Source organism: Lysinibacillus sp. TE18511, from assembly GCF_054062295.1.
Genome location: NZ_JBSSFD010000019.1, coordinates 13412 through 31265 on the forward strand (window position 1 = coordinate 13412; position 17854 = coordinate 31265).

Annotated in this window: 14 protein-coding genes and 2 riboswitches; of the genes, 11 read left to right on the top strand and 3 right to left on the bottom strand. The window is 37.6% G+C overall.

The window, feature by feature from the left end:
* Positions 1 to 37: 37 nt before the first annotated feature.
* Positions 38 to 1303 carry an Nramp family divalent metal transporter gene (locus ACVWXS_RS14570; RefSeq protein ID WP_423491941.1) on the bottom strand — a complete coding sequence of 422 codons (1266 nt, stop codon included), beginning with the start codon at positions 1301 to 1303 and terminating at the stop codon, positions 38 to 40.
* A 480-nt stretch (positions 1304 to 1783) separates the two neighbouring features.
* Here ACVWXS_RS14570 and ACVWXS_RS14575 point away from each other — a divergent pair, with 480 nt between their 5' ends.
* The 7 genes from ACVWXS_RS14575 to ACVWXS_RS14605 all read left to right on the top strand — a co-directional run bounded on the left by ACVWXS_RS14575 (position 1784) and on the right by ACVWXS_RS14605 (position 9759).
* Positions 1784 to 2479, top strand: coding sequence for a response regulator transcription factor (locus tag ACVWXS_RS14575; protein ID WP_423491940.1), 696 nt, complete (start codon positions 1784 to 1786; stop codon positions 2477 to 2479).
* Positions 2469 to 3764 carry a HAMP domain-containing sensor histidine kinase gene (locus ACVWXS_RS14580; RefSeq protein ID WP_456958723.1) on the top strand — a complete coding sequence of 432 codons (1296 nt, stop codon included), beginning with the start codon at positions 2469 to 2471 and terminating at the stop codon, positions 3762 to 3764. The genes ACVWXS_RS14575 and ACVWXS_RS14580 overlap by 11 nt, the downstream gene beginning before the upstream one ends.
* Positions 3761 to 4432 (top strand): PepSY domain-containing protein, encoded by a 672-nt coding sequence (locus ACVWXS_RS14585; RefSeq protein ID WP_456958725.1) that lies wholly within the window; start codon positions 3761 to 3763, stop codon positions 4430 to 4432. The genes ACVWXS_RS14580 and ACVWXS_RS14585 overlap by 4 nt, the downstream gene beginning before the upstream one ends.
* Before the next feature lie 170 nt (positions 4433 to 4602).
* Positions 4603 to 5130, top strand: coding sequence for a PepSY domain-containing protein (locus ACVWXS_RS14590; RefSeq protein ID WP_456958726.1), 528 nt, complete (start codon positions 4603 to 4605; stop codon positions 5128 to 5130).
* Between the two features lie 176 nt (positions 5131 to 5306).
* Positions 5307 to 5459, top strand: a riboswitch (cyclic di-AMP (ydaO/yuaA leader).
* A 183-nt stretch (positions 5460 to 5642) separates the two neighbouring features.
* Positions 5643 to 7466, top strand: coding sequence for an APC family permease (locus ACVWXS_RS14595; protein WP_456958727.1), 1824 nt, complete (start codon positions 5643 to 5645; stop codon positions 7464 to 7466).
* A gap of 175 nt (positions 7467 to 7641) precedes the next feature.
* Positions 7642 to 7743: riboswitch (purine riboswitch) on the top strand.
* Positions 7744 to 7876: 133 nt separating this feature from the next.
* Positions 7877 to 8461: a xanthine phosphoribosyltransferase gene (locus ACVWXS_RS14600; RefSeq protein WP_456958728.1), complete on the top strand. Its 585-nt coding sequence runs from the start codon at positions 7877 to 7879 to the stop codon at positions 8459 to 8461.
* Positions 8461 to 9759, top strand: coding sequence for a nucleobase:cation symporter-2 family protein (locus ACVWXS_RS14605; RefSeq protein WP_456958729.1), 1299 nt, complete (start codon positions 8461 to 8463; stop codon positions 9757 to 9759). The genes ACVWXS_RS14600 and ACVWXS_RS14605 overlap by 1 nt, the downstream gene beginning before the upstream one ends.
* Positions 9760 to 9821: 62 nt before the next feature.
* On the opposite strand, the gene ACVWXS_RS14610 is transcribed toward ACVWXS_RS14605, so the two are convergent.
* Positions 9822 to 11162, bottom strand: coding sequence for an MFS transporter (locus ACVWXS_RS14610; protein WP_456958731.1), 1341 nt, complete (start codon positions 11160 to 11162; stop codon positions 9822 to 9824).
* A 298-nt stretch (positions 11163 to 11460) separates the two neighbouring features.
* Positions 11461 to 12249, bottom strand: coding sequence for an IclR family transcriptional regulator (locus tag ACVWXS_RS14615; protein WP_456958733.1), 789 nt, complete (start codon positions 12247 to 12249; stop codon positions 11461 to 11463).
* Between the two features lie 197 nt (positions 12250 to 12446).
* Here ACVWXS_RS14615 and ACVWXS_RS14620 point away from each other — a divergent pair, with 197 nt between their 5' ends.
* From ACVWXS_RS14620 to ACVWXS_RS14635, 4 genes are all read left to right on the top strand, one after another.
* Positions 12447 to 13781 carry a lyase family protein gene (locus ACVWXS_RS14620; RefSeq protein WP_456958734.1) on the top strand — a complete coding sequence of 445 codons (1335 nt, stop codon included), beginning with the start codon at positions 12447 to 12449 and terminating at the stop codon, positions 13779 to 13781.
* A 5-nt stretch (positions 13782 to 13786) separates the two neighbouring features.
* Positions 13787 to 15298: an aldehyde dehydrogenase family protein gene (locus tag ACVWXS_RS14625; protein WP_456958735.1), complete on the top strand. Its 1512-nt coding sequence runs from the start codon at positions 13787 to 13789 to the stop codon at positions 15296 to 15298.
* A gap of 25 nt (positions 15299 to 15323) precedes the next feature.
* Positions 15324 to 16433: a Zn-dependent alcohol dehydrogenase gene (locus tag ACVWXS_RS14630; RefSeq protein ID WP_456958736.1), complete on the top strand. Its 1110-nt coding sequence runs from the start codon at positions 15324 to 15326 to the stop codon at positions 16431 to 16433.
* 100 nt (positions 16434 to 16533) lie between these two features.
* Positions 16534 to 17850 carry an aspartate ammonia-lyase gene (locus tag ACVWXS_RS14635; RefSeq protein ID WP_456958737.1) on the top strand — a complete coding sequence of 439 codons (1317 nt, stop codon included), beginning with the start codon at positions 16534 to 16536 and terminating at the stop codon, positions 17848 to 17850.
* Positions 17851 to 17854: the final 4 nt, after the last annotated feature.

Below are 17854 nucleotides of genomic sequence, written 5' to 3' on the forward strand. Positions count from 1 at the left end.
GATGCCAGGCATTCAAAATGAGTGCCTGGCATTTTTTCTAACCAAATATCGTTTCCCATATTAAATATATATTTAAAGCTACAACAAGTACGACTATACACCAGCCTAAAAATGTTGTAATACGATGGTTGACTAGGCTTCCCATAATGTCCCGTTTACTTGTAAACATAACAAGTGGTATAAGGGCAAATGCAATACCAAAGGATAGAACAACTTGACTTAGAACAAGGGCATAGGTAGCGTTAACTCCAGATGCAATGATAACTAGTGGAGGTAACATTGTAATAGCTCTGCGCAAATAAAGCGGTATTTTTCTTCGGATGAAGCCTTGCATCACAACGTCACCTGCTAGTGTACCAACGGAAGAGCTTGCAAGACCTGCGATGAGAAGTCCAAGACCAAAGGATACTGCTGCCATTGGACCGAGCGCTTCTTTTAAACCGTTATAAGCGACATCTAGATCCTCCACCACTATACCTTGTGTATGGAATACTGCTGCTGCAATAATTAGCATACTCATATTGATGGCACCAGCAATAATCATCGCAATCACAATATCAATAAACTCAAAACGGAAAATACGTCTTTTTTCATTGTCATTACGTCCAACAATACGACTTTGTGTTAATGAAGAATGTAAATAAATAGCATGCGGCATAACCGTTGCTCCTAATATTCCTGTTGCGAGTAACAGGGAATCTACTCCTTCAAATTGCGGCGTGAACATCCCAATTGTCACTTCGCCCCAATTTGGCTGTGCTAAAAACGTTTGGAATGCAAAGGCTAGTACGACAATTAGCACCATGCCCGAAATACCTGCTTCAAATGCTCTAAAGCCTCTGCGTTGTAATTCTAAAATGGCAAATGAACCGACTGCTGTAATAAGTGCTGCAGGTAACATTGGAATATTAAATAACAAGTACAGCCCTAGTGCTGCCCCAATAAATTCTGCAAGATCTGTTGCGATAATCACCAATTCGGCCTGTATCCATAAAAATATAGATGTTTTTTTTGAAAAATGCTCTCGTGCTACCTCCGGCAAATTTTTACCAGTCGCAATACCAAGCTTTGCTGACAAAGATTGAATTAACACCGCCATCAAATTGGAAAAGACAATTACCCAAAGAAGTAAATACCCATATTGTGATCCAGCTGTTATGTTTGTCGCAAAGTTGCCTGGATCAATATAGGCAACTGCTGCGATAAAGGCTGGACCAAGAAACGGTAAAATTCGTCGCCAGCCTGTTATATCTCCGTCTAAAACCGCCTCAGCAGACGGTTTTGTTATTCGTTTGTAAACCATGTTGTTCCCTCATTTCAAAAAGTATCGTAGAAGAAATAAAGTTTCCTATAGGAAAATATTATATTACTATTTTATAACTTGAGCAAAAAAATGTGAAGATTTTTGCCTATTTTTTGTAACGCAATATTTATCCTGCATTAACTGCGGGTAAAAGTTCGATTGGTTAGGGGCAACAGGATGTTGATTACACAAGCGTTTTCACAGGATGTGAAGGTTTTAGCTTGTGTTCCTCTATCCAGTGGGGATAAAGAAAACCCCACTGATTACAGTTTCACTTTATGTAGTTAAAATATGCACGAAACCAAGACTATCAGAAATTTTAAGTTAAGAAAATTTTGTTGAGATAATGCCTGCTGTTCCCTTAATGAGTAGGTTCGTTTTGGAGGTAGAAGCATATGTTTTATTCTCATCATTTTCTAATTAGACTTTCACCCCTTGTATCGTTTACGATGAGAAGAAAATGATGAGGATTGATTCGGCATGACCAAGCGAATTTTAATAATAGAGGATGAAGAGAATATTGCAAGGGTCCTACAGTTAGAGCTTCAATTTGAGGGTTATAAGGCTGACACAGTACATACAGGCACAGATGGTTTGCTTAAATACCGTGAGCAGCAATGGGATTTAATCTTATTGGATGTTATGCTCCCTGAGATGAGCGGGATTGATGTACTAAAGCGTATTCGTGCAACAGAATCACAGACGCCAGTAATTATGCTGACTGCAAAGAGTGAGGTTGAAGATAAGGTAAAGGGTCTGGATCTTGGTGCGAATGATTATGTAACAAAGCCGTTTGATATTGAAGAATTACTTGCTCGCATTCGAAATGCTTTAAGATTTTCTCAAAGAAGTAACCACCAACAAGTTCAACCGACATTTGAGCAATTATCCATTAATGAGCAAACACGAGAGGTTGTTTATTATGGGGAAGGGGTTCAATTGACACCTCGTGAATACGATCTTCTTTTATATTTATTGAAACACCCAAAACAGGTATTATCGCGTGAGCAAATTTTAGAGGCTGTATGGGGGTATGACTATTATGGGGATACGAACGTTGTGGATGTTTATATTCGTTATGTTCGACAAAAGCTTGAAGCTGCTAATGATACACCCATTATCCAAACGGTGCGTGGTGTTGGCTATGTGCTGAAGGAGCACAAACATGAGACTTAAAACAAAAATTCATTTGCTAACGACTTTATTAATGCTTGTTATGTTAGTAGCAACGAATAGTGGAATTTATTTTTTGTATGAAAAGTTTGCTTATAATACCGAATATAAACAGCTCCAAGCACGAGCAAATGAGCTAAGTTCTACATTGAGTCAGTTAAATGAACAAACTAACTTACAGCAAGTTTTAAGAGCTTATATGCCAACAGATGGGGCAGTGTATATTTATGATGAGCAGCACGTAATCATGAAGGTTCAGGCTACACTGGAGATGCCTGATGTCCCATACATTAGCTTCACTATGCCAGCAATTTGGATAGACGGAACAGTTGTGCAAATAAAATTAAAGCAGTCAATGGAGGAAGTGGCAAGCACATTAGGTCTGCTGAAAGCGATATTGGTGGTTGTTTCAATTGTTGCAACAATTCCTATATTTTTAGCGAGTTTAGCACTTGGTCGCCTTATTCTATTGCCACTTGAACGCTTAAATAAAACGATGTTAAAAAGTGCAACTACTGGAAAGTACGAAAAAATTGATATTCCCGACAAAGGCCGGGATGAGTTAACAAATATAAATCGTACTTTTAACATAATGATGGAGAAGCTTGAACAGCATTATCAAAAGCAACAGCAATTTGTGTCAAATGCTTCCCATGAATTAAAAACGCCTATTACTGTGATTGAAAGCTATGCAAAATTACTATTGCGCAGAGGCTTTGACAATAAGGAGGTAGCGCAGGAATCGCTACAAGCCATTGTGAATGAATCATCGCGCATGCATGAAATGGTGTTGCAATTGCTGGAGTTAGCCAAAAACAAGGAGCATCTTGACATACATTTTGTTCAGTTAGAGCTTGCTCCATTCTTAAATAAGGTGGCCACGCAAATGCAACAGGCTTATCATCGCGGCTTCATCGTCGATGCTGAAATGCCAAACCATATTTATAGCGATGAAAAAATGTTGAAACAGTTGCTCTTTATTTTACTTGATAATGCTCGGAAATATAGTGAGAGAGAAGTCCACATACAGGCTACAGACATTTCTGAGTATGTTCTCATTACTATTCAAGATTTTGGGGTTGGGATTCCAGCTGAACATATTCCCCATTTATTTGAGCGTTTTTATCGTGTGGCGGAGGACCGTAACCGTAAAACTGGAGGCTCAGGCTTAGGGCTCGCTATTGCCCATGAACTTGCAGGGCAGCTTGGTATTACGATTGATGTTGAAAGTACAATTGGCGAGGGCTCAAGCTTTACCCTACGTGTACCAAAGGAGGGGCAACAATGAAAAAATGGCTATTGATCATTGGTGCCATCATCCTTCTCTGTAGTGGAACGCTATGGTTTGTTCAGTATCGCTTCTTTCATATTGAGCCTCTTAGTAAAGAACAGGCAATTCATCATATTGAAACGATCTACAATGGTCATGTAACAAAGGCTAAAAATCAAGGAAACGAGTATGAAATGCTATTTACACGAGATGGTGCAACTTATATGGTGATGCTAGATGCAACTACACAGCAAACTACAGATTTAAAATTGAAGGAAGTGGAAAGTAAATTACCGTTAACAGAAGAGCAAATACGACATATGGTTGAGAAAGACTATGGGGATATTGAGAGTGTCGTGTTAGCAGATAACATTTACACCGTACGTGTTGAAAAAGAGGGTCAACAAAGGGATCTCACACTCGATGCTTATACAGGTGATGTTTTGTCTAAAAAAGATGTTCAGCCAGTTGAACAACCAGAAATTGTCAATGTTATTTCTAAAGAGCAGGCAATGAAGATTGCTCTCCAACAACTAAATGGTGAGGTAGATTCTGTTGATTATAAGGAAACAGAGGATGGTGGCTTTTATTTAGTTGAAATTGAAGCTAAGAATGAAGAAGCTGTTTTCCAAATACATGCAATATCTGGAAAGGTGATGTCCGTTACATGGGATGAAGATCATTAAGTGATTCTCATGAAATTCTAATGTTTCTCTTATTGTCCTATCATCTTCGCTTGATAAGCTAAGAATAGATAAAGTACAACCCCGCTTAACTGTTTGGTTTACCTCAGCTGCTTGACTTGAGGGTCTTCCAGCCAGTTGTATGCGGGATAAAACAAAGGAGAGATGAACAGATGAAGATGAAAAAAATGATTTTAATCCCAGCGTTGGTCGGTATACTTGGCGTTGGAGCTGCTATTGGCTCAACAACATTATTAACAGGTAATGCGCAAGAAAAAAAGGTATTAACAATGCAGGAAATTGAGAAAAAGGCATTAGCAGTTGTCGATGGTACGGTAGTTGATATTGAGTTTGACCAGGATGTCTATCGCACAGTTTATGAGGTTGAGGTGTACACTGATACTGAAGAGTATGACTTAAAATTTGACGCCTATACAGGTGAGCTACTAAAGCAAAAGAAGGAACGTCGAGATCAAGATGATATGTATGACAAGATGACTGCTTCCACTACAACAACTAAAATCACAAAAGAGCAGGCTATTGAAAAGGCCTTAACAAAGGCAAAAGGTACAGTGACTAAAATTAAGCTTGATGATGGGATTTACGAAATCGAAATCAGAAACGGACAGCATGAATACGAAGTTGAGGTTGATTCATCTACAGGTGAAATTATAGGCTTTGAACAAGATATTGAGGACTAAAGTGCATAAGCTATCTTAAAAGTGGGACAATACTTTTAAGATAGCTTTTTTAGTTCTGCGAGTAATTACATACTACTTGAGAGAATATCTATGCTTTTCACTTATAATAATAAAAAATTTTCTTCTTTACTTTTTTTTAATACGAGCGTAATATGACATCATTATAAAGGTTTCAAATTTCTAAATCGCTGAAGCAACTGAACGCGGGGGACCCAGTTTTTACGGATTGTTTAACAATAATCCTTGGGGTGAATCTCTTCATTTTTGAAGGGTAGGGCTACTCAGGCCCGAATCCGACAGCTAACCTCGTAAGCGTTAAGAGCAGAAAAGTTGGAGCTTGGCAGACGAATGAGCGTCTACAAGTCGTATTTAGTGATGACTTGTAGACGTTTTTTTTATCTTCATTCAAAAATGAAAATAAGCCCCAGTGGACAACATAGAAACCGATTATGCGAAGGTGTAATCGATTTAGAAATGCGAAATACATCCCATGAAATTAGAAGGTGTTGTATATGAAATCCTCATTCAAACGTTATGTTATCGGAAAACCGTTGAGATCCGATACATTAGGGGAGCAAAAGCTTAATAAAAGAAAGGCACTTGCCATACTGTCATCAGATGCTTTGTCATCAGTAGCGTATGGACCTGAGCAAATTTTAATTGTGCTCATGACAGTAAGTACTGTTGCCTTTTGGTATTCTCTACCGATTGCTGCTGGCGTAGTTGTGTTACTGGCAGCACTTATTTTTTCGTATCGTCAAGTTATTTTTGCTTATCCACATGGTGGTGGTGCATACGTAGTATCTCGGGAAAATTTAGGTGTCAATGCCGGTCTCGTCGCTGGTGGTTCATTGCTTGTCGATTACATTTTAACAGTTGCGGTAAGTGTTTCGGCGGGGACAGATGCGATTACTTCGGCATTTCCGAGTCTACATCCCTATAACGTGATAATCGCTGTATTTTTTGTTATATGTTTAACGCTTTTAAATCTACGTGGTGTTACAGAATCTGCATCCATATTAGCGTATCCAGTATATTTGTTTGTAGCTGTCATGCTGATATTAATTGGAGTGGGGATTTATAATGTAGCAACAGGGCAAGTTCCAGCAGAGTTGAGTCCAAAGGTTGGTACACCCGTTGCAGGAATTAGTCTTTTTATATTATTAAAGGCATTTGCATCAGGAAGCTCAGCTTTGACTGGTGTAGAAGCCATTTCAAATGCTATTCCTAATTTTAAAGATCCAGGACCAAAAAATGCGTCTAAAACGTTACTTGCGATGGGCGGTATTTTAGCGGTACTATTTATCGGTATTGTGAGTCTAGCTTATTTTTATGGAATTGCTCCAAATGCAGAAGAAACAGTTGTTTCGCAAATTGCGGAGGCAAGTGTAGGACGCAATTTCTTTTACTATATAGTGCAGGGTACAACAGCAATGATTTTAGTACTCGCTGCAAATACAGGTTATTCAGCCTTTCCTTTACTAGCAGTCAATTTATCGAAGGACCGTTTTATCCCAAGAATGTTCCAAATCCGTGGGGATCGTCTCGGTTATTCAAATGGAATCTTGATGCTTGGTTTAGCTGCCATTGTCTTAATCATTTTATTTGATGGGGCAACAGAACATTTAATTCCACTTTATGCAGTTGGCGTTTTTATTCCGTTTACGTTAGCGCAGGCCGGAATGATGCGAAAATGGTGGCGTGAAAAGCCAAAAGGTTGGGTTGCAAAATTTGCAATAAATACGATTGGAGCGGTTATTTCCTTTATTGTTGCCATGATGTTTTTTGTGACGAAATTACCTCAAGTATGGCCAGTGTTTATCTTTTTACCAATGATTATTTTGATGTTTCATCGAATTAAAAAACATTATCAAGCAGTTGGTGAGCAGTTAAGATTAAATAATGAGGAGCTACCTATTATTGAGGGGAATGTTTTCATAGTCCCTGTGGCTGGTATTACGCAAGTAGTTGAAAACACTTTGCATTACGCACATTCATTAAAGGTCGACAAAATTATTGCCTTTTACGTAGCCTTCGATCAAGATGACGCAAAAGCTTTTGAAGAGAAATGGAAAGCTTGGCAGCCAGATGTACGGCTTGTAACATACTATTCACCATATCGAAGTATTACACAGCCGTTGATGAAATTTATTAATAAGGTTGAACATCAATGTGTGAAAACAGGACATCGAGTAACAGTTGTTATCCCACAATTTATACCGAAAAAAGGATGGCATCATATGTTACACAATCAATCGAGTCTATTAATTCGCGCTACGCTGTTATTTAACAAAAATGTCGTCATTATGACAGTGCCTTTCCATTTAACAAAATAATGACTAGCCTGCTGGAAAATTGTCTGATATAATCAGTACGTTGGTTGTAAAACACGAACGTTTACAATTAAAATTTATTGAAATACCAGTAAATTCCGAAAAATCAATCTATATTCAGTGAGTCATATAGCAACATTGCCGAATGAAGTGCTGATTTGAATAATTGGTATATATTACAGCTTCATACTGTTTCACTCATATAATAGCGAGAATATGGCTCGCAAGTTTCTACCGATTTACCGTAAATAAATCGACTATGGGTAGCAATGCTTTAGAAGATCTCATATAAGATGATGACGTTTTCTATTTGTTTCGACGTTTTTACGCTGAATGCTTTGCTCCACTCGTAGATGAATGGATCAAGGTATTCAGCGTTTTTTATTAAATTAAGAAAGAGGGAAATAAAGGAAATGAAGTTATTGCACGATAAAATTATGCAAGAAGGTAAAGTTTTATCTTCATCTGTATTAAAAGTAGATTCATTTTTAAATCATCAAATTGACCCAATGCTAATGAAGGAAATTGGTCATGAGTTTGCCAACCGTTTCTCGGATCAAATTATTACAAAAATAGTAACGATTGAATCTTCAGGTATCGCACCATCTGTTATGCTAGGGCTTGAAATCGGGGCACCTGTAGTATTTGCACGTAAACGTAAATCTTTAACATTATCAGATAATCTTTTTTCTGCAAAAGTACATTCTTTCACAAAAAATGAAACAAATGATATTTCAGTATCACGAAATTTCTTAAATGAGGATGATAACGTCCTAATTGTTGACGACTTCTTAGCTAATGGAGAAGCTGTCAAAGGCTTGCTCGATATTGCAGCACAAGCTGGTGCAAATGTGGTGGGCGTCGGCATTGTTATTGAAAAAGGTTTCCAAGATGGTGGGAAATTATTACGCCAGCAAGGGATTCGCGTGGAATCATTAGCAATTGTAGAATCTCTTGAGGATGGCAAAGTTACATTTGCTGCGGAGGCTAATGCGTAATGAATGCCTTTAAATCGACTGCGCTAGCGATTCAACATTTACTTGCGATGTATGCAGGAGCCATTTTAGTGCCATTGATTATCGGTGGGGCAATCGGCTTTGATTCAACACAAATGACGTATTTAGTGGCGATTGACATTATGATGTGTGGGATCGCAACACTTTTACAAGTGTATTATGGTAAATTTATCGGTATTGGTTTGCCAGTTGTCCTAGGTTGTACATTTACAGCAGTAAGTCCAATAATTGCAATCGGTACAAATCCTGAGCAAGGTATTACTGATATTTATGGTTCAATTATTGCATCAGGTGTAATCATTATGATTATTGCCGGCTTCTTCGGAAAGCTAGTAAAATTCTTCCCGCCTGTTGTGACAGGTTCGGTAGTGTCGATTATCGGTATCTCTTTATTACCAGTAGCTTTAAACAATATGGCGGGTGGACTAGGTGCAAAAGATTTCGCATCTGGCTCGAATATAGCTTTAGCGTTTATTACACTCGTTATTATTTTAGTAGTTTATCGTTTTTCTACAGGGTTCGTCCGCGCAATCTCCATTTTAATTGGACTAGTTACTGGGACAATCTTAGGTGCATTCATGGGTAAAGTTGATTTTAGCCCAGTTTCAGATGCAGACGCGTTACACATGGTTCAACCATTCTACTTTGGTATGCCAACATTCGATGCTACCGCGATTATTACAATGACACTCGTAGGAATGGTTTCTTTAGTAGAATCAACAGGAGTCTATTTTGCGCTAAGTGATATTTGCAATAAAAAGCTAGACTCAAAAGATTTAGCTCGTGGGTATCGTTCAGAAGGTCTTGCTTCGGTTATTGGTGGTATTTTCAATGCTTTCCCATACACAACATTCTCACAAAACGTAGGACTTACACGTATGTCAGGCGTAAAAGACCGTAAAGTCATTTACATCACAGGTGGATTACTAGTAGCACTTGGCTTCCTACCAAAAATCGCAGCATTAACAACAATCATTCCAACACCAGTACTTGGTGCGGCAATGCTAGCGATGTTCGGTATGGTCATTACACAAGGTATGGGTATGCTAGTACCTGTTATGAACGAATCAGCGGAAAATGCCATGATTGCTGCTGTTGCAGTGAGTCTTGGTGTCGGTGTATCGGTTGTTCCGGGAATTTTCGAATCGCTGCCAGAAAGTGTATCTCTTCTAACTTCTAACGGTATCGTCTGTGGTTCTGTCACAGCGATTATCCTGAATATTTTATTCAACATGATTGGGCCAAAGCATAAGGAAGACCCAATGCATGGGGAAGCTTAAAGGATTTCTATAATCAACAAAATGCCATCTACTATAAAAGTAGATGGCATTTTTAATATTATTTATTCAGAAACATTACTAGCATCGCTTAAAGATAGTGCTTTAGTTTCTGGAGCCCAAGCAATCGACACAAGAGTACCGATGACTAAAATACCTGTTAAACAAAGCATCGTATTTTGTACACCAAGGTTAGCCATACTCATTGGAAGTAAGAACGTACTAGCAGCAGAACCTAACCGACTAATGGCTGTAGCAAAGCCTACCCCTGAGGAACGAATGTCTGTCGGGAAACTTTCAGCAGGGAAGACACCTACTAGATTACTCACGGCCGATAAAATCAATGTAAATACAGAGAAAGCGATAATCATAAGAACTGTTAGATTACTTGGTAATACACTTAAAAGACCTAAAGAAATAACCAATACAATGAAGGAAGAAATTAAGAAACCACGTCTAGAATACTTAATAGTAAACCAAATCCCTAATAATGCTCCTATAATTAGAAGACCATTTAATAAGAAATCCGTAGTATGATCTGCTCTTAAGCCAATTTCATCTAGGATGATTGGTAAAAATGTGTAAATGGCAAAATAAGGCATTACTAAACATACGAAGAAAATACTGTTAAAGGCTGTACGCTTAATCATATCCTTATGGAATAAAGATGCAAAGCTACTTTTCTTAGCTTTCGCTACTTCATCATCCAAAATAATGTTTGGTCCTATATATTTTTGTACAATTTGAAGAGCTTCTTCATTTCGGCCTTTGCTTACCAGCCATCTTGGCGATTCTGGTGTGCCCATGCGGATAATTAAAATAATAAATGCTGGAATGGCAGAAGAGGCTAACATCCATTTCCATGCATCAGGAGAAGCATCTGTTGCGAAAATTCCGACAATATTGGCTACAACATATCCAATTGTCCATATCACACTAAATGACCCAAGTAAAACCCCGCGATGTTTACGAGGCGAAAATTCAGCAAGCATAGTATGTCCCACACTATAATCTCCGCCGAGACCTATCCCGATTAATATCCTGTAAATAACTAATTCAGTTGGTGAATCAGCAAAAAATTGAAGAATAGAAGCAACTGTTATAATCGTAAAACTGAGAACGAATATTTTTTGTCTACCAATATAATCAGAAATCCAGCCCAAAATCAAGCTGCCTAAAAATAAGCCTATTAAGGCGGAACTCCCAATCAACCCCACCCAGAATGAAGACAAACCCATTTGTGGAGTAAGTAATGTAAGTGCAAAGCCTACAATCCCTAAAATATATCCATCAGTGAAATGTGCTCCAAATGTTAAGCCTGCGATTTTAATATGAAACTTATTAAGTGGTGCATCATCTAGCTTGATCTTTAGCGAGTTATCCATTGTCATTGTGTTACTACTCATATCAAATTCCTCCCATCGCCCTTTAGTAAACATATTTTTGTTTGAAGTAATATGATTAAATTTGTAGTAGAGGAAATTGTTCTTAAATAAAGTTCGTAATATGAACCATATGGTCGTTATGCGAATACGTAAATTATATGTCTATGGTGAATATGTTGTCAATTGCTTTTTGTAAGCGAATTCAATGCGAATTTTTCTCTTACATTGCATTATTCTCTTTATTAATTGAAAATTCGACAATAATTCATTAAAAAAAGACAATGCCGCAAGTTTGGCTTTGTCTTGTTTACCAGATAAATTATGTTAACTGTCTTTCAATATCCTTTGCTGCATCTAATAACGTATCCTTAAGTTTTAATAAATCATCTTTTGAAAGTCTAAAGCTAGGACCACCTAACGTTAAAAATGCTACTAGGTTCTTTCTATTATCAAATATAGGTACAGAAATAGCATTTTCATTTTCATCGTATTCACCAATTGATAATCCCACATGATGGGAACGTATCCATTGAAGCTCTTCTTGCAATAGTTTAGGATCTGTAATGGTATATTTCGATGTTGCAATAAGCTCTTTTTCTAAAAACTGATCGAGTTCTTTTTTAGAAAGTATGCTTAATAATACTTTTCCATTAGAGGTGCAATGCAATGGTGTAACAGTATTTGTATAATCGACTAATCTTACACTGTGGTTCGTATCGATTTGGTCAATTGTTAAAATACCGTTGTGCATTGGAACGCTTAATAATACTGTTTCACCTACCTTTTCCCTTAATGCCTCTAATGTACTTCTAGCTCTGCGAATTAACGAACTATATGGATTATTTTGAGAAGCTAATCGATAGAATGTAAATCCAAGTTGATAGCTATTCGTTGCGGTGTCTTTTTCAACAAAACCTTCATTTTCTAAACTTCCAATTAACCGCCAAACAGTTGTCCTATTTAGACCGCTTTTGAGGGACAAATCCTTTACTGAAATAGGTGAGCTGTTTTCTCCTATAAGCTTTAGTAGGAGCAAAGCTCTATCTACAGCTTGAACTGTAGTGCCGTCTTTACCATTTTTATTTGTTATAAGTTTATTCGTTTCCATATTTTTAATTATACATAGTTAGTTTTGAAAATCAAAGTTGTCCGTGTTACAGGTAATTTATTTGAATTGAGGTAAATAAATGGACTAAATAAAATTTAAAAACCCAAGCTGTTTTTCATGTTGACTTTCGTAATTTTCAGACATATAATAGCTTAAAGTTCTTAATGTGAATAAAAAGTTCATAATATGAACAATTAATGGTGTGGAGGTCATTAATTGTTGTAGAGGGAGCCATTCAAACTATGCGAATAGAAACTGATTTCTTGGGGACTGTTGAAATTCCTGATGATGCTTTATATGGTATTCAATCTGTTCGAACAAAAGAAAATCTATCTTTTTCAAAGAACACATTAAAAGATTATCCAGATTATATTCAATCCTTAGCAATGGTAAAAAAGGCCGCGGCTATGGCAAATTATGAGGCCAAGGTGATCTCGTTACCAATTAAAGAAAATATTACTTTAGCGTGTAATGCCTTGATTGATGGGAAATATACAGAGCATTTTATTGTTGATGTTTACCATGGCGGGGGCGGTATTGGCATTAATATGAACATAAATGAGGTAGTAGCCAATCTATCAAATAAAATGAATGGTACCTATGTTCCTGTCCATCCAATCGAACATGTAAACGCTTCACAATCAACAGCAGATGCCTGCCATACTGCTATCCGCTTAGCGTTAATGAGTGGCTACAAGCGTTTAGATGAAGAGATGCAGTATTTATCGCAAATTTTAAACCGTAAAACAGTACAATTTATGCCCATTACAACTATTTCGCGAACATGCTTGCAGGATGCTTCACGTATTCAGCTTGGGCAAAAGTTTAGCGGCTTTGAGGCAGTTATTAAAAGAAGGCATCAAAAATTACAAGCATCCATAAACGAACTGCTGACGATTAATCTTGGAGGAACTGTTATAGGTAAAGGTGATGGTGCTAGTGAAGACTATAAACAAACGGTCATTAAAAAATTACAGGAAGTTACACAATTACCGATAAGGCGCCGGGAGAATTTATTTGATGCTGCTCAAAATATTGATGATTTAGCTGAGGTTTCTAAGCAATTAAGTTTGTTTGCTACGGCATTAATGAAAATGGCTAAAGACCTTCGATTGTTATCTTCAGGACCAGAAGCAGGTTTTGCTGAAATATCATTGCCAGCTATACAGGCGGGGTCATCTTTTTTTCCTGGAAAAATAAATCCTGTAATGCCTGAAACAATAATTCAATGCTGCAGTGAAATCATTGGCATTGAGCGAGTAGTTCAGACAGCATTTGAGCATGGAGAACTGGACTTAAATGTATTTGAAAACTTTGCGGGTGTGCATATATTAGATGGCTTTTATATGCTTTCCAATTGCTTAAAAAGCTTCACAAATCTTTGTCTTGCTGACATTCAAGCCAATGAACAAAGATGTCTAGAACTATCTAATACGAGTATACCGAAAATTTGCGATTTAAAAGACAAAGTAGGATACAGTGAGGCTACAAAATTGTTGAAGCAACAATCTTTAGAGAAAAGGGAGGATTAAAAATTATGAATCAGAAAATTTTTGATGGTATTGAACAGCCAAAGCTAGAGTGGGCTCACAATTGGTTATCAACAACAAAAAGAAGTTATATCAATGGACAGTGGATAGATAGTAGTAGTCATACAATCGATTCTATTAATCCTGCAAATGGGAAAGTTATTGGTAATTTCTATTGCGCTGCTAAAGAAGATGTAGATTTAGCAGTTCAAGCGGCGAGAGAGGCACTTCATAATCCTGAATGGAAAAGTATGAGCAGAAAACAGCGCGGCAGAGTATTACGTAAAATTAGTGAGCTTATTGCTGAGCATCACGCAGAACTAGCAACTTTAGAGACACTTGATAATGGCAAATTATATACAGAAGCCTACAATGATGATGTGCAAGAGGCACATGATTTATTTGAATATTATGCTGGATGGACTGACAAATTCTACGGTGAAAATAATCCGGTGGAAGGGGATTTTTTAAGTGTAACAACACGCGATCCAATCGGAGTTTGTGGTCAAATTGTACCATTTAATTTCCCGATTCAAATGGCAGTTTTAAAAATGGCTCCAGCTCTAGCTATGGGAAATACTGTTGTTTTAAAGCCTGCTGATAAAACTTCTTTCTCCGCTATACGACTGTTTGAAATTATTGATGAAGCTAAGCTATTACCAAAGGGTGTTATTAACTTAATTTTGGGAGACGGTCAAGTAGGTGCTTATATTAGCCAGCATATGGATATTGATAAGCTGTCATTTACAGGCAGTACTAAAATAGGTAAACAATTATTACGTGATTCCGCTGATAGCAACTTGAAACCAGTCACTTTAGAATTGGGCGGTAAATCGCCGAATATAATCTTTGAGGACGTAACAAATTTAGATGGCGCGATTGAACGTTCTTTCTATGGTTTGTTTACACATAAAGGTGAAAAGTGCTCTTCACCAACAAGATTATTTGTTCAGAATGCTATTTATAACACGGTTGTCGAGAAGATTGCTGAATATGCCAAAAATTATCAATGTGGTGATCCATTTGATCCAAACAGCAAGCAGGGTGCCCAAATATCAAAAGAGCATATGGAATCAATTTTAAGCTATATCGAAAGCGGTAAAGAGCAGGGAGGAAGAATTGTTGCTGGTGGTGAGCGTGATCTAACGGGTACGAATGCGGAAGGCTATTTTGTACAACCAACTATTTTTGCTGATGTAGATAACAATATGAAAATTGCACAGGAAGAAATTTTTGGCCCTGTACTTTGCATCATTCCGTTTGATACGGAAGAAAATGTTATTAAAATGGCGAACGACACAATCTATGGCTTAGCTGCCGGTCTATGGACAGGTGATCCATCACGTGCTCTCCGCGTAGCCAATCAATTAGATGCAGGCATGGTATTTGTTAATAAATATGGCTGTTATGATTTTGCTAGTCCATTTGGAGGCGTTAAGCAAAGTGGGTGGGGCAAAGAATACGCCATCCATTCTTTATCTGCTTTTACCAAAACAAGAGCAATTTGGTTTGCATATTAATCTGATATTGTAAGGGGGAATTATCATGAAAATGAAAGCTGCTGTGATGACAGAAATAAATAAACCATTAGCAATTTTAGAAGTAGAGCTTGCTGAGCCAAAGCACAATGAAGTGTTAGTAAAAATTGCGGCTACAGGTGTTTGCCATAGTGATTTAAATGCATTGGGTGATGCTACAACACCAACTCCAACCATTTTAGGTCATGAGGGTGCAGGTATTGTGGAGGCTGTTGGATCAAGTGTAACGAATGTGAAAGTCGGCGATAAGGTGGCTTTGAGCTGGGTTCCTTACTGCGGTACTTGCGAATTCTGTGTAACAGGAAAGGTCCATCTTTGTGAATCTGCGTTTGGACCAATGTTTGATGGTACTTTATTGGATGGTACTACTCGATTAAGCATGAACAATGAGAAGGTATACCATAATTCATTACTTTCAACATTTGCTGAATATGCAGTTGTACCAGAAATGTCTTGTATAAAAATACCTGATGAAATGCCACTTGTCCAAGCATCACTTATTGGCTGTGGTGTAGCTACTGGCTATGGTGCTGCAGTCAATGCGGCGGGTGTAAAACCAGGCTCCACAGTAGCGATTTTCGGAATTGGTGGGGTTGGTGTAAATGCAATACAAGGAGCTGCTATAGCGGGTGCGGCTAAAATAATTGCCTGTGATGTAAAAGATGCCAATCTTGAAATTGCTAAGGAATTTGGCGCAACGCACACTATTAACACAAAAGATCAAGATGTTGAAGCAATTGTTAAGGAAATTACAAACGGTGTGGGTGTCCATTATGCAATTGACTGTTCAGGTCATACGATTGCTACTGAAAGTGCGTGGAAAATAACACGTAAAGGTGGAACAGTGGTTGTAGTGGGTGCCTTTAATCCAGAGCAGAAATTAAATTTACCTGCTGGTGGATTCCATCGGGTTGGAAAGGTGCTAAAAGGCAGCTTCTATGGAGATACACAGCCATTCCGTGATTTCCCAATGATTGCACAATTATATTTAGATGGGAAGTTTAAGCTAGACGAGCTAGTTTTAGAGCGTATTAAACTAGAAAATATTAATAAAGCATTTGATTCCTTCCATGATTGCAGCTGTGTCAATGTTGGTCGAGCAGTCATAGAGTTTTAAGGAATTTATAATAGAAGAAAAGGGATTAAAGGATGCGTATAGAAAAAGATTTCTTAGGTGAAATGCAGATTAGTCCGACATATATTATGGTATCCAAACGATGCGTTCTTTAGAGAATTTTCCTATCTCTGGGAGATCCATTGAAAGTTACCCCTACCTCATAAAATCTATGGCCTATATAAAAAAAGCAGCAGCACTTTCAAATCATCGTGTTGAAGCGCTTGATTGCCATATCAAAGCTGCCATTGTGGAGGCAGCAGATGAAATTTTAGCAGGGAAATTTGAAAATCAATTTCCTGTTGATATTTATCAGGGCGGTGGAGGCCTTTCGACAAATATGAATATTAACGAGGTCATTGCCAACCGAGCGAATGAAATTATTACTGGTGAAAAAGGCTTTACATGTGTACATCCAAATGAGCATGTGAATATGTCTCAGTCTACAAATGATGTATTGCCAAGCGCTATGAAAATGGCCTGCTATCTTTATATGGAAGACTTGATTAAACACTTAGAACAGCTTGAAAAGGCGCTAGAAAGTAAAGTCAATGAGTTTCAATCAAGCATTAAATTATCTAGAACTTGTTTACAGGACGCTCTCCCAATGACTTTTGGTCAGCAATTTAATGCTTATTTATCATTTGTTACAAGACAGAAGAAAGAATTACAAAAGGTTCAACAAGACTGTCTAAAACTATTGATTGGTGCTACCGCTGTAGGTACAAGCTTGGGTGTAGCAAAAGGCTATATCGAAGCAATGTATCAATATTTGCCTAAAGTTTCCGGAATGCCAGTGACCAAAATAGAAGATTATTTTGATGGTTTACAACATGCAGATAGTTATATAAAAATATCAGGCTGCTTAAAGGGGTTGTGTAGTGGGTTATCCAAAATGGCAGGTGATTTTAGACTACTTGCCTCAGGCCCTAGAGCTGGACTAGCTGAAATTACTATTCCATCTGTACAGCCAGGTTCATCCATTATGCCTGGAAAAATCAATCCGTGTATTCCAGAGATGATGATGCAGGTTTGTTTTGATATATATGGGATGGATCAGACGATTACAATCGCGGTCGATCGAGGAGAGCTAGAGTTAAATATATGGGAATCGATTATTATGAAAAATTTATTTGATGCGTTTTCGATTTTAATAGCAAGTATTCCTGTATTTAATCACAAATGTGTACAGGGCATTCAAATAAATGAGGCGATGAATCAAATGCACGCGGAAAGTTCTTATTCGATTTCTGTTGTCATTTCTAAATTATTTGGCTATGAAATGGCAAATAAAGTAGTAGCTGAAGCTTTTAAAACGGACGCTACCATTAAAGAAATTGTTATTAAGAATGGTTTGCTAAGTAAGGAAGACGCTGAAGGATTACTAAACCCGATGAATTTAGTCCATGTAGATGTTTAAAATA

Coding starts and splice junctions, on each gene's coding strand:
- ACVWXS_RS14570 (WP_423491941.1), bottom strand. CDS start 1,303: ATGGTTTACAAACGAATAACAAAACCGTCTGCTGAGGCGGTTTTAGAC.
- ACVWXS_RS14575 (WP_423491940.1), top strand. CDS start 1,784: ATGACCAAGCGAATTTTAATAATAGAGGATGAAGAGAATATTGCAAGG.
- ACVWXS_RS14580 (WP_456958723.1), top strand. CDS start 2,469: ATGAGACTTAAAACAAAAATTCATTTGCTAACGACTTTATTAATGCTT.
- ACVWXS_RS14585 (WP_456958725.1), top strand. CDS start 3,761: ATGAAAAAATGGCTATTGATCATTGGTGCCATCATCCTTCTCTGTAGT.
- ACVWXS_RS14590 (WP_456958726.1), top strand. CDS start 4,603: ATGAAGATGAAAAAAATGATTTTAATCCCAGCGTTGGTCGGTATACTT.
- ACVWXS_RS14595 (WP_456958727.1), top strand. CDS start 5,643: ATGAAATCCTCATTCAAACGTTATGTTATCGGAAAACCGTTGAGATCC.
- ACVWXS_RS14600 (WP_456958728.1), top strand. CDS start 7,877: ATGAAGTTATTGCACGATAAAATTATGCAAGAAGGTAAAGTTTTATCT.
- ACVWXS_RS14605 (WP_456958729.1), top strand. CDS start 8,461: ATGAATGCCTTTAAATCGACTGCGCTAGCGATTCAACATTTACTTGCG.
- ACVWXS_RS14610 (WP_456958731.1), bottom strand. CDS start 11,162: ATGAGTAGTAACACAATGACAATGGATAACTCGCTAAAGATCAAGCTA.
- ACVWXS_RS14615 (WP_456958733.1), bottom strand. CDS start 12,249: ATGGAAACGAATAAACTTATAACAAATAAAAATGGTAAAGACGGCACT.
- ACVWXS_RS14620 (WP_456958734.1), top strand. CDS start 12,447: ATGGTGTGGAGGTCATTAATTGTTGTAGAGGGAGCCATTCAAACTATG.
- ACVWXS_RS14625 (WP_456958735.1), top strand. CDS start 13,787: ATGAATCAGAAAATTTTTGATGGTATTGAACAGCCAAAGCTAGAGTGG.
- ACVWXS_RS14630 (WP_456958736.1), top strand. CDS start 15,324: ATGAAAATGAAAGCTGCTGTGATGACAGAAATAAATAAACCATTAGCA.
- ACVWXS_RS14635 (WP_456958737.1), top strand. CDS start 16,534: ATGCGTTCTTTAGAGAATTTTCCTATCTCTGGGAGATCCATTGAAAGT.